Here is a 12,746-nt window from a genome sequence, read left to right as displayed (position 1 = left end):
AATGAACTTACTTATTGCAATTGCGATTTAGGTGTAAAAGGCGTAATTAGCGAGGCTATTTGAGATTTGGAAATTACCGGAAAATCTTCTCGTGTTTGATAACGACGGTAAAGCGACGTAAAAATACCTGAGCGTGATAATCTATCGAGCGATTGCAAAAACTGTTTGGCTTGCTGATCACTTGCATATTGTTCGTTTTCACGACAGCACATTTGATACTGCTTAATTAGTGACACTAAGTCAGGTTTATCTTGCGCTTTCAACTGAGATTCAGCTTCAATAAAAAACGCAACACCGGTCCAATAAACGCGCTGATACGCATTACGTTGCCACATGTTTTCACTTACGCTATTTAATTGGCCTTTATTTTGTTTAGTATTAAGTTTACCGCGCTGTAATCCCGCACTGATGCGGTGGATAAATTCATCACGACTGATCAGTTGATTGTGCAACATAACGCGATTTTGTAAGTAAGTCGCCAATCCCTCGGCAAGCCAAAAGTCTTTATAATCAAATAGCGGATGATAAAGATGAGAGAGTTCATGATACAAGGTCCAATCACGTTTTAAGCTTGTAAGCGACGCATAACGATAAAAGTGCAATTCAACGGTATCAAAAACACCTCGATTAATACGCGCCCAGGGTACGGGTTCGGTGGCAAAGTAACGGGGATTTAAATCAAAATAGTAATGCGCTTGCCTCGGTAAACCTAACATACGCTTATTGGCATTAATGCCAAAGTTTAACCACGTTTTTACCTTTGTTTGATGAGACACAGAGAGTGATGACAAATTTTTATACGTCACCTCTGTATCTGAGTTATGGAGCGTGACAGTTTCTGCGCTGTATGCACTAAAGGCGAAAATGCATAAAACCGCTTTGTATAAGTTTATGGTTCGCGCAAATTTACTGTTTTCTGCTCTCAACAACATTAATTTTCGCCTGAATAAAGTCAGCGTGGGTAACATACATTAGACCGGCGATTTTACGAATAACATGATCTTCTTGCCCATCAATTTGACCATCAGCAAATGCCACTTGCCATAGCAGCTCTATAATCTCAATGCGTTCAATATCGCTAGTATGTTCGTTCACTACGTTAACAAACGAATATAGATCAATGGCTTGTTCAACCAATTGCTTTGCTTTTGTTAATAAGCGGCTTGCAGCATCCAGTTCTAACTCACAATAGTGAATCAATGTATTTTGAATATTTTCTAACTCTTCAGTAAGCACTTTGCCATCTGCACGCATCACCTCTACAAGTAAAGCCGCCAAGCCCGTTTCAAAGTCAATTGCAGCGCGCTCTACCGAGGTGTCGTTAAATTTAGATAGTAAAGATTTTAAATGGGCTATCACTGTACATACTCCTAAACCTGTTTTATAAAACGATATTACAAACACTGAAACACATTATGTGTTTTGACACTTAATATTGAAAAAAGTTATCCCATAAATTATCTAATTGCTTTTTGGCATTTTTGAGAGGCAATGCGGTATACCCGTCTTTTTGTTTTGAAACGAGTTTAAAGCGTTCTAACTTAGCTAACGCATCGCTAATTTCAAAATCTAAGGTACATTGGTAATTATGTTCAAACCAGCATTCAATTGCGTTGTCTAATTCGTCTGCGCTTTGCGGTTTGCCAGCGTTAAGTAAAAAGCTATATGCGATAATCGCTTCTTTACAGTCCTCTTCTTCTGCCGCGTCGACTAGTGTATGAAACACGCCTGCATTGTTGTCTAAGTTTTTAAAATAAAGGTTATCTGATAACGCTTTCATAAACTTAATTTTTCGATTTTTAAATTTAGTCCATTCTTTAAAAATAAAGCTGCCAAATACTCCTAAACCAAGTCCAAGGCTGATTAAATGTTGCTGACTAAACTCCACGCCTTCACTTCGTAATCCTAACCAATACGATAACAGCGCAACCAGCAAAATAATCGATGCGCCCAATTTGGTTACTAAGACAACGGCGCCGCCTACAGCGGCTGATGCACTTATAATCACTTTATCTATGGGCCTCATGCGTACTTCGCTATTAGGAAATAGCATTTCTAAATCAGCCTTTGGTACGTTTTGAAACAGCTTAATAATGGTTGAACCGGGCTCAAAACCTAGCGGCGTTTTTTTAGCGTGTTGAAAGTACGCCTCGTCTTTAAAACGGATAAACACCGCTACTCGCTCATAATTGGTAAAGCGAATAGCTTGTTTCTTAAGCCCCCACCAAGTGCGTAATGTTTCGTCTTTTTGAGAGGCGCCGCGGCGGTAAAACACCACTTCAGCAAAATCATCAAACGCTACCTCAAGCCTTACTTTAAACAGTGATTCTTCGCTTAACGCGTCTTTTAAATCTTGGTCGGTGATTCGCTCAAAATTAGCCGCGTTTAGAATATCGCTAAAGGCCTGCGCGAAACGTTTTTGGCACGTGTGCTTATCGTTTTCAGATAACGGCGCTAAAGAACGCGTATCTGCGTTCGGGTCAAACGGCGCATAATTATCTTTCAATAATTCCAAACGTTTATGGTATTCAAAATGAATAATGCTAGAAAAGAGTTCTGCAAACTCCTTAAATGATGCGTGTTTATCATTTGGTAGCAGTGTTTGACATATGCTCACAACATCAGACTTACGAAACGGTATATAACGCTCTAATGACATGGTTTTAGTTAGCTAGCTTGGTATATTTTAAACTTTACCTGTTAACGAACATTAAACCAATTACCAAAACACAAAAAAGGCCCTGAAAACTCGGGCCTTTTATAAATACAGCACAATTACGCAAATGCGTTATTGTTTTTCTCTTACCACAGCAACAAGTAATGCAGGTAAGAATGTCAGCGTAAGTATTGTAGATACCAAAATACCGCTCATTACAATCACACCTACCCCGCGGTAAAGCTCTGTGCCATCCCCAGGGATTAACACAAGCGGCGCTAAACCAAATAAGGTAGTAGCAGTAGACATAAGAATGGGCATTAAGCGTTTTTCAAGTGCTTGTTCAACCGCTTGCTTTACACTTAACCCCTGTTCAATAACAAAACGGCGGGTTTGATCAACAATAAGAATTGGATTGTTAACCACAGTACCAAGCAAAATTAAAAAACCTAACATGGTGATCATATCAAACGGTTGGTGATAACTAGTTAAACCAATACTGCCTAACACGCTATTTACCCCATTAACAAGCACAAGGCCTAATAAGCCGCCAGCCATGCCTAATGGTACCGTTGCTAAAATAAATAACGGATAGCGCCAATGTGTAAATATGGCTACCAATAACAAGTAACTCAGTGCCAAGGCAATAATAAAGTTACTTGAAAGTGCCTCTTTCGTTGCTTCCAATTGGTCAGCTGCACCACTAATATTCACTTTTATGCCTTGCGCGATTTTACCTTGCTGCCAGAGCGCTGGTAACAACTCATTGCGCACTAATTGTTCCGCTGTTTCTAGCGCAACATCACGCGGCGGAATAATGTACACAGTCACAGTACGATTACCATCAACACGACGAATTGAGTTACTGTTATTTGAAATAGTTAAATCAGCCAAAGCGTGAAGCGGTAAAATATTACCCGAAGGCGTTACGATTGGAGAGCTAGCAAGCTCCGCCATATTTTGGCGATTACCAGCACCGCTAAACAAAAACATGTCAATTTTGTCATCGTTTAGAATAAACTCATCTACATAAGCACCATCGCTCATAGCCGCAATCGCATAACCAAAGTCACTATTATTAATGCCTAATTCGGCTAAGCGCTGCCAACGCGGTTTAATTTCAACTAACGGTTGATCAAGCGTTAACGAGCTGGGATCTGAGTTTATTTGCGGCTTATCAAACACCACTTTAGCTTGCTCATAAACGGCTTCTGCCGCGCCGTATAAATCAATAATATTACTGCCCGCAATATCTACTGCAACTGCACGCGTGCCGCCATCATTACTTGATATAATTGAACCTCGCGAACTAAATGCGCGCATATTCGGATAAGCGCGGAATTTATCGGTGACTGCTTCCATCATTTGATTGATATGGTCTGGATTAACCGGTGCGCTTAAAAACCAAATACGCCCCACCGATACCGACATCGAGTAATAATCGAGCGGTGGCATCGCCTCTTTACCGGCAATAAAATCGGCGCTATCGGCGTGAATATACCCATCAAAATATTCCCGTAATTCTTTACCGATTTTTTGCATTTCAGACAAGTTGTAACTTGGCGGCGCAATCATCATAGAAAACGCTTTTGGTTCTTCTCCTTCAGGCAAATATTCTGCCGCAGGGATAAACCAAAGTGCACTACCCAAAATTCCTACCGCGAATATTGCAACGGCAATACGCGCGCGTTTTGTTGATTTGCTGAGCCATGCTGCTGGTTTTAGCCACTTGTTTGACAGTTGCAGCTGCTTACCTTCACTGAGTTCTTGTTTTTTACCTATATTGGCAATAGCCGTAGGGACAATAAATATCGCAACCAACATAGACGCGATAATGGCACCTGAAATCGCGATAGCGATATCAGAATAAAGCTGACCGGCTTCTTGTTGCACAAATAAAATCGGTGCAAATACCATGACGGTTGTTGCTGTTGACGCTAGTACCGCTGGCCATACTTCTTTTACCCCGTTAATTGCGGCGTCGCGTTTACTGGTGCCATTAACCTTTGCTTGCACAATCGCCTCTAGCACAACAATGGTATTATCCACCGTCATGCCAATTGCAAATGCCACACCAGCAAGGGAAATAACGTTAATGGTGCGGCCAAATAAACTCAGCGCTAAAAACGCAGCGATGGTACAAAGTGGAATACCAATAATACCCACCAACGTGGCGCGACCTGAACGCAAGAAAAAATACATGACTAAGGTTGCAAGCAAGCCACCTAGCGCCAAATTTACCCAAACATTTTTTAATGAGCTGCGGACATATTTCACGTCATCACTCATCAATTTTAACTCTAGGCCATTTTGACTCAACAGTTGTTGATTGAGCTCAGCGACAATCGGTAACATCGCATCTTTAATTGCTAATACGTTTGAGCCACTTTCACGGCGCACCGATAAACTTAATGTACGTTCGCCATCGGAAAAAGACATGCCACGTGTTTCAAAATGGTCAAGCGTTACGGTAGCCACTTCTTTAAGCAAAATATTTGCACCATTTTTACGTGCAATAATCAGGTTTTCTAACTCATTTAAGCTTTCAAAGCGCGAGACTACACGCAGCAAATAACGGCTTGTTCCTGACTCAATATCACCCGCTGAGGCATCTTTGTTACGGCTACGAATTGCTGTTCTTAATTCTGGTAAACTAATTCCGCGTTGTGCTAATCGGTGTGCGTTCACTTTAATTTGAATTTGCCTTTGCGCACCGCCGCCCACTCGCACTTCTGAAACACCCGAGACACTTTCCATGCGCGGTCGCACATAGTCTTCAGCAAAGTCGCGTAACAAATCGACATCTAACTCAAGTGGGTTACCCGCCAATGGTTTGAGCGTAAAGTACATAAACGCATTGCCAGAAAATGAGCTTGAAAACAGTCGCGGTTGGTCAACATTCTCAGGGTATGCAGGAACTTGACTTAGCGCGTTGTTAACTCGAATAAGTGCATCGTTGGCATCAACACCAAATGGAAACTCTAATTCAATGCTGGCAGAGCCCATTTCGCTGTAAGACACCATCCGTGACAGGTTCGCAAGGCCGCGTAAATAGCGTTCTTGTTCAATAATGATTTCTTTTTCTACATCCTGTGGTGTCGCACCAGGCCAACCGGTTTGTACAGTTATAGTTCTGACTTCAAGATCGGGGATCATTTGCACCGGAATGTTAAGCGCGGTTACTAATCCCAATATGCTGGTGATCAATACACAAACCGCAACTAACGTGCCGCGTTTTACTGCCGCTGTGATCATTGCGCACTTCCCTTAACTGAGCTGACCGTTACTTTTAAACCATCGCTAAGGGCTTCAACACCACTCATTACAAATGCATGATTACTCGGTGCGTTCGTTACGGCAATGCGTTCTGCTTGCTCTGCAATCACATTAACGATATGCCGCTTAGCTACATTGTTGGTTACAGAAAACACACTGTATCCACCATCTGGGTGGTGCTTTAATGCCGTTTTTGGCAGCCATAGTTTTTCTTGTGCTGATTGCTGGAGTGCTATTGTTGCCGTTGCTGAAATACCCGGAATCAGTGCGATTGATTTATCAATATCAATAAATACTTTAAAGGTACGTGATAATTCGCTTGTTGCGCCAACGACATTAGAGATACTCGCTTTAAATTGGCTTGCGTGTTGTAAATCTGGTGTGATGTTAGCAACTAAATTCGTTTGCTTAAAATTAGCGTAATATTCTTGTGGAATTTCAAGCTCAAGTCGTAATTTGTCATTTGCAACTAACGAAAAAACAGTGGCTTGTGGCGTTACCCATTCACCCACCTCCGCAAAACGATTAACAATAACACCTGAAAATGGCGCACGAAGCGTATGTCGATTTACAATTTCTTTTCGCTCTACAAGTAACGCCTTAGCTTGAGACATAGAAGCTAAGGCTTTTGCACGTGTTGCTTTGCGCTCAGCAATTAATGTTTTAGTAACCACTTGTTGCTTTGACAGTTTAATTACTTCTTGGTAAAGACGCTCTGCTTCTTGATAGGCTATTTCGCTTGCCTCTAAGCTTGCTAACGCTTGCTGATACTGGGCTTTTGCTATACTGCTGTTTAATTCAAGTAATGTATCACCAGCGCTAACATGGTCGCCCGCCTCTACAAATAGCTTTGCCACAACACCTTGTTGTAATACCGTGACTTTGGCATCTTGCTTTGATTTAATCGTGCCCGACAGCGACAGTTGCTCTGAGAATTGATTTACTTGGGGGTAAATTAAATCAACGGCAATTTCCTTTGCTGTTAGCAACGAAGTGTTAAAAGATAAAACGATAAAGGCTAAGGCCAACCTTACGCGCACGACACACATAGCTATCTCACTTTATATTAATGATAATTATTTCTATTTATTCTAAACATCTACGCATGAAAACACACCCGTTTGCGACTAAATACACAATTTTACGTCTGAATGTATGATAATTGTGCAGAATTTATACGTTTTAATTAAGTATTTAAAAAGAATACAAACACTACAATGACTTACCTTTAGTTAAATGGCAAAAATCTAATGCAACAATAGACAGTAACGAGCAACACGCTTTAGTATTAACAGCCATACAGTTACAAACATAGCCAACTATGACCATAAAACTAAACCAACACGATAAACAACAGTGCATTAGCAAACTGCAAGATTACTTTGATAAAGAACTTGACGTTGAACTAGGCCAATTTGATGCCGATTTTCTATTGGACTTTATTGCAAAGGAACTAGGTGCCGCCTTTTACAACCAAGGTATTTACGACGCACAAGCCTTATTGCAAAGTAAAATTGATACCCTAAATGATGGTTTTAGCGAACTTGAAAAGCCTATTCGTTAATTAAATTCATATGCAATTGTTGCGAGAAAAAATTACAATTCTATTCAAATTCAATTGTTAAACTTACTATGATCATTTCAAACCACCAGCACGATATAAAAACTGCAACAGGTATTATGCGCACTTATTGCTATTCTCCTGTTGATTCTGGCAGCTACCCTTGCATTATTTTTTATTCAGAGATTTTTCAACAAACTGCGCCAATAGCGCGTTCTGCTGCCATTTTAGCAAGCCATGGGTTTCATGTTTTAGTGCCTGAGGTATTTCACGAGCTAAACCCAATCGGTACCGTACTTGCATACGATGATGCAGGTAAAGATAAAGGTAATCAAGATAAATGGAATAAGCCACTTGAGTCGCATGATAGTGATACAGTTGCTTTGATTGAGTTTGCTAAAGCATTACCCAATTGCACTGGAAATGTTGGCGCAATGGGCGTGTGTATTGGCGGCCACCTTGCCTATCGCGCAGCGTTAAACCCTAATATTAAAGCGGCATTTTGTTTGTATGCGACGGATATTCACAGTGATACATTGCCAGCGAAAGAAGGTAATAACTCACTAGAACGGATGTCAGATATTAAAGGTGAAATTCACTTTATCTTTGGCAAGCAAGACCCACATGTTCCAGTGGATGGACGTATAAAAATTTATCAAGCCTGCCAACAAACTGGCATCAATTTTCAATGGCAAGAAGTTAACGCGCAACACGCGTTTATGCGCGACGAAGGTGAACGTTACGATGCGGCACTTGCTATAAAAATGTATCAACAAGCCGTCGCACTATTTCAGCGTAAATTAGTGTAATTATTAACAAGGTTAGATTAATGTAGTAATCAGGTTTACATTGCTACATTATTAACCTTACTTTAACCTTTTCTTACAGACCCTTACACTTTTAGACGAAGACTTACAGAAGTAATATTTACCACGTTAAATTCTAGGCCTACACTCCTGCTACGTACTAATAGCAGGAACGCTAATTGTGAATACTTTAGTCTCTGTGACATCACAAAAAACAAATAATGCAGTAATAAAATGGAATTTATACTACATAATCGCAATCATCGCTGTCTGTCTTATTGTTAATGTCAGCATTCGCTTAGATTATTATTTCTTACAAGGTATTCCTGAACTTTCGTTTACCGAAACCTTGCAAGGCTTAGCACTTGTTTGTATCAATCTGTGCTTTTACAAAATGATAAAGGCACCAAACGTTGGTGCCGGTAGCTTACTTGTATTTGGCTTTTTTACCGCCCTGTTAATACGAGAGTGTGACTTTTGGTTTGATAAAATTACCCATGGTTTTTGGTTTTACCCTGCCATGTTTACAACGCTTATTACGTTAGTTTTGTTTTCAAAACGCGGAAAAAGCGGCTTTACCGAGTTTGTTAACTTACTGCGAGTACCAGCCATGAACAAGGTAATAGTAGGCGTTATTGTATTGATTATTTTTAGCCGTATTTTTGGTACTGGTAGCTTTTGGCGCGATGTTGTAAGCCAAGACGCCTTTGTTGTAAAAACCATTATTCAAGAAGGTTTAGAGCTACTGTGCTACTGTTTTATTACAATTGGCGCATGGGAAACTCAGCAACAAGTTAATACCCTAAACAACAACGAATGTGGTGCGCTTTAACGCACCACGTTTAGTTTAAAAGCTAAAATCTACACCTGCGAAAATGCTTCTTCCCACCTCGGCATATCCATAATCGAATGCGTCTTGGTCAATACGTTTATCGAATAAATTCGTAATGCCCACCCTAAAAGCAATTGTTTGCGATAGTGAAAAACGGCTTCCTAAGTCAACCATGACATAACCATCTGCTGGTGTTTTCTGCCATGTTGGTGCCATTTCAATATACTGTTCACCAATATAGTTCAGATTGACATAGGTACTGAGTGACTCAATAACTTGCCAATTTAATTTTGCATTTGATTGGTGTTTTGGCGTTTTAATTAACGGGAGCTTGTCACTTTTGTTTTCACTATCAATATAGCTATAGTTAAAACTAAGATCTAACGTATCAAGTACCTGCCAAAGCACATCGAACTCAATGCCTTTTGTCGTCACTTCATTGATATTGATATGTTGGATCATTGGCTGATTATCTGGCGTTACACCGACAAATGTACTGGTGTCACGTGCAATCATATCTTCAATTTCATTATTGAATACAGTCGCTCTAACAAAGCCAAAATCAGTTTGATAACTTGCTGATAACTCATAACTCACCGACTTTTCAGGTTCTAAATCGGGATTACCAACTAATACACAGCGTCCACCACAACTTATCGTTGCAAAATCAGCACTACTGCGCCACATTGCGGGTGCTTTAAACCCTGTACCGACACCGCCTTTAAACGTTAAATCACTGTTAGCGTTATACACTAAATACGCACGTGGACTAAAATGTGACCCAAACTCACTGTGATCGGTAACACGCCCGCTAAACGTCGCAGTCATTTCATCAGAAAGCGCCCATTCATCTTGTATGTAGGCTGCAAACTGAGTATTTGAGGTTTCTTTTGCGTAGTCTCTAGGGTGACTTAGTGTATTATCAGAAACATCAAAACCCGTTGTGATCAAATGATTTTCGCTTCCAAATACTGCTCGACCATCTACATTGTGATTTGTTTGCGTTCCCGTTGTTAACGCTAAGCGAGCGTTATCTTCTTGAATATCTGTTTGCTCAAAATAGTAGTTAAACTCACTGTTTCCCCACTGCCATTCTCGCGCATAATTAACACCAAAATTAACGCGTTCACTCTCATAAAAGTTAGCGACATACGAACCATCAGGCGCTTGCCATAAATTATAACTTTTATCTTCTTCTAGGTATTCAAGGTTCGCGCTTAACGTATCTTGCGATGTGACATGCCATAACACACTCGTATTTACGCCTGCACGTTGTTGTTTTTCTGTCTTAGAGGTAATTCCATAGTCAGAATCATCTGGTTGCCAAGGGTTGCGATCGCTCCAGTTCACGCCGAACGTCGCTAAAACCCTATCATCTATCAAAGCACCACTTGAAAAAACACCAACTCGTGCTAGCTCGCCGCCGCCATCGATTGGCGTACTGTAGTCAATATTACCATTGGTTTGCCATTCATTGTTTGCTTCTTTTAGAATGACGTTAATTACACCACCAATGGCTTCACTACCATAAATAGCTGACATTGGGCCGCGAACAATTTCAACACGTTCGATTGCGGTCATTGGTATGCTCGACAAATCAAACGAGCCTCTAATTAATGCCTCGCGTGAATTCACTCGCTTGCCGTTAACCAGTAACAATGTGTAGCTCGGGTCTAACCCTCGTAGACTAACGGATGCTTCACCATTTCCAGAACGGCGTACATTAACCCCGACTACGTCTTGTAGGCTGGTTGTAATATCCGTTGCTGGGATCTTGATGATTTCTTCAAAATCAATAACACTCACCGAGGCTGGTGCATTAAGTAATGTTTGTTCACCTTGCGTTGCTGTCACTACAATTACATCATTAATTTGAGCGTCGTCCGCATACACGTAATTACTAACGAGTAATGTACTGACAAATGCTGCAAGCTTATTTAACCTCATCGTTTATTATCTTCCTGTTTGTTAATAAATAAATCAGTCCATCAGCCAATTCATTACGCCAAACATAAGAATCGTGCCCCCCTGAGAACTCGTGGTACTTTACCGTATATCCTTTTGCGTTGAGTACATCACGCAAATGGCGATTACTTTCCAGAATATCAATTGTGAAATAACCTGTTTCAAATACTCCTGCATTCATGTAAATCGACAGTTTTTTGTAGTTATCGCGAGCGATTTTACGCGTTAGCCACTGCGGTTCTGTTTGCTCTTTACTCCCTTCACGTGGCGACCACCAAAATGAACCAGATTGACTTAACACATTGCCAAATACATCAGGGTATTGCATTGCAACATACATTGACGCGAGGCCACCGAAACTAGAGCCCGATAAAACCGTGTTTTGTGCACTTGGTGATAATCCTTTTTTTGTCAGCCAAGGCATAAGTTCATTTGCCATAAACCATGCAAAACCCGGATTTGGTGGCAACTCTTGGCCTCTGGTTTTTCTAGATACATTGCTTACAAATACCGCATTAACAGGAGGAATTTTTTTGTCGTTTACTAAGTTGCTTAGCGTATTGGGTACTTTTAGTTTTGACTGATAATTTTTTCCGTCTAAAAACAAAATTGTTGGTGATTGTGATGTTGCATCTTTATGTTTGTATATGGCGATATCACGTGTGTTGTTAAGGCGAATACTCGCGATAGTGTGCTGCGTCAAGCTGTAAAAATTTTCTGAAACATCGCTAAATACGGCGATTGTTTTGTATCTTTTAGTGTTAAAATTGAATGTGTTGCGTATTTATCGGTACCTTCAAATTGCCATGTTTTCGGGTTAAGCGGGTCTTGTTGTTTGGTAGCCATAATGGCAATTCGCGAAGCGCGAGGTTGATTAGGTACATGCGGCACATCTGGTGCCAATTGATATGAAATCAAACTGTCTGTTGGTAAACGATACGTTTTAAACCAAATATCAGTGCCTTCTATTTTTTCCAAATCTTGATGACTGCCAAAAGGCGCGCCAAATAGTCGTACATTATAACGCGCGCCGCGCCACAAAAATGTTACAAGCGCATCAGTTTGCACGTATTCGACTAAAGGTGTGCCCTCTTTTTCAACATTTCGCCAAAAATCATCTACCACCTTGACCTTGTTATTACCTTTTAACCTTGTTACTAACGATTGCATGATGGGACTAAGTAACGTTTCATTATCTGACACTGCGGGTTGTGAAATAGGCTCAGAGAGATTAATCGTTGCTAGATTTTCATTAGCACTGGTTACGCGTACTTTAAAGTGCTGGTCCCTTTGTGCTAATAAATACAGTTTAAAGGTGTTCTGCTGCTTAGCTAACACTCGCACTAGGCGTTCATTTTCGTCAATTAACTCTGCTTTAATAAAAGGCTGTGAAAACGAAAACTCTCCGGTTATATATTGGTCTTTTTTAAGTTTAATTGAATGAAAAAATTCGTGAGACATACCAACGGTGCTGGCGAAACACACCCCGGCTGACAATAGAAAATATAAATAAACACCAAAACGAAACATTATCAAATCCATGTAATGAGAGTGATTTGCATTATCACTCATGCAATATAGATTTTCAATATTTTTAACGTGATATTAGGCAGTTATGAAATTTTAGGCTGTTAAACTTTCTAGACTAAG

11 protein-coding genes are annotated in these 12,746 nt (G+C 40.4%); 3 read left to right on the top strand and 8 right to left on the bottom strand.

All coding sequences use genetic code 11. The features are described 5' to 3' along the window. Positions 1-11: 11 nt before the first annotated feature. The 5 genes from C2M30_RS18655 to C2M30_RS18635 form a co-directional block, all read right to left on the bottom strand. Complete coding sequence (locus C2M30_RS18655) at positions 12-932, bottom strand: M61 family metallopeptidase (protein WP_105172835.1); 921 nt, start codon at positions 930-932, stop codon at positions 12-14. Next, positions 907-1,359 carry a tellurite resistance TerB family protein gene (locus tag C2M30_RS18650; RefSeq protein ID WP_105172834.1) on the bottom strand — a complete coding sequence of 151 codons (453 nt, stop codon included), beginning with the start codon at positions 1,357-1,359 and terminating at the stop codon, positions 907-909. The genes C2M30_RS18655 and C2M30_RS18650 overlap by 26 nt, the downstream gene beginning before the upstream one ends. Positions 1,360-1,429: 70 nt before the next feature. Next, positions 1,430-2,659 (bottom strand): TMEM143 family protein, encoded by a 1,230-nt coding sequence (locus C2M30_RS18645; RefSeq protein ID WP_105172833.1) that lies wholly within the window; start codon positions 2,657-2,659, stop codon positions 1,430-1,432. Positions 2,660-2,788: 129 nt separating this feature from the next. Further along, complete coding sequence (locus C2M30_RS18640; RefSeq protein ID WP_105172832.1) at positions 2,789-5,911, bottom strand: efflux RND transporter permease subunit; 3,123 nt, start codon at positions 5,909-5,911, stop codon at positions 2,789-2,791. Then, positions 5,908-6,921, bottom strand: coding sequence for an efflux RND transporter periplasmic adaptor subunit (locus C2M30_RS18635; RefSeq protein WP_234004782.1), 1,014 nt, complete (start codon positions 6,919-6,921; stop codon positions 5,908-5,910). The genes C2M30_RS18640 and C2M30_RS18635 overlap by 4 nt, the downstream gene beginning before the upstream one ends. A gap of 332 nt (positions 6,922-7,253) precedes the next feature. Between C2M30_RS18635 and C2M30_RS18630 the strand changes: the two genes are divergently transcribed. The 3 genes from C2M30_RS18630 to C2M30_RS18620 all read left to right on the top strand — a co-directional run bounded on the left by C2M30_RS18630 (position 7,254) and on the right by C2M30_RS18620 (position 9,131). Beyond that, positions 7,254-7,496 carry a DUF2164 domain-containing protein gene (locus C2M30_RS18630; protein WP_040642641.1) on the top strand — a complete coding sequence of 81 codons (243 nt, stop codon included), beginning with the start codon at positions 7,254-7,256 and terminating at the stop codon, positions 7,494-7,496. A 68-nt stretch (positions 7,497-7,564) separates the two neighbouring features. Continuing rightward, positions 7,565-8,302 (top strand): dienelactone hydrolase family protein, encoded by a 738-nt coding sequence (locus tag C2M30_RS18625; protein ID WP_105172830.1) that lies wholly within the window; start codon positions 7,565-7,567, stop codon positions 8,300-8,302. Between the two features lie 178 nt (positions 8,303-8,480). Then, the gene (locus C2M30_RS18620; protein ID WP_158683573.1) at positions 8,481-9,131 is read left to right on the top strand and encodes a hypothetical protein; all 651 of its coding nucleotides are present in this window, start codon (positions 8,481-8,483) and stop codon (positions 9,129-9,131) included. A 15-nt stretch (positions 9,132-9,146) separates the two neighbouring features. Here the strand turns inward: C2M30_RS18620 and C2M30_RS18615 are convergent, their stop codons facing one another. From C2M30_RS18615 to C2M30_RS18605, 3 genes are read right to left on the bottom strand one after another with little or no spacing between them, the layout of a single operon-like run. Beyond that, positions 9,147-11,078: a TonB-dependent receptor domain-containing protein gene (locus C2M30_RS18615; protein WP_105172828.1), complete on the bottom strand. Its 1,932-nt coding sequence runs from the start codon at positions 11,076-11,078 to the stop codon at positions 9,147-9,149. Beyond that, a complete protein-coding gene (locus C2M30_RS18610) occupies positions 11,065-11,799 on the bottom strand; it encodes an alpha/beta hydrolase (RefSeq protein ID WP_158683571.1) in 735 nt (244 codons plus the stop codon). Before C2M30_RS18610 ends, C2M30_RS18615 begins: the two co-directional genes overlap by 14 nt. After that, on the bottom strand, positions 11,796-12,557 hold the full coding sequence (locus C2M30_RS18605; protein WP_234004781.1) for an enterochelin esterase domain-containing protein: 762 nt from the start codon (positions 12,555-12,557) through the stop codon (positions 11,796-11,798). The genes C2M30_RS18610 and C2M30_RS18605 overlap by 4 nt, the downstream gene beginning before the upstream one ends. Positions 12,558-12,746: the final 189 nt, after the last annotated feature.

The sequence above is a fragment of the Pseudoalteromonas sp. T1lg24 genome, assembly GCF_002964745.1.
Taxonomy (GTDB): Bacteria; Pseudomonadota; Gammaproteobacteria; order Enterobacterales; family Alteromonadaceae; genus Pseudoalteromonas; species Pseudoalteromonas spongiae.
Note: the sequence above shows the minus strand (reverse complement) of the source record. Positions and strands in the feature narration are given on the sequence as shown.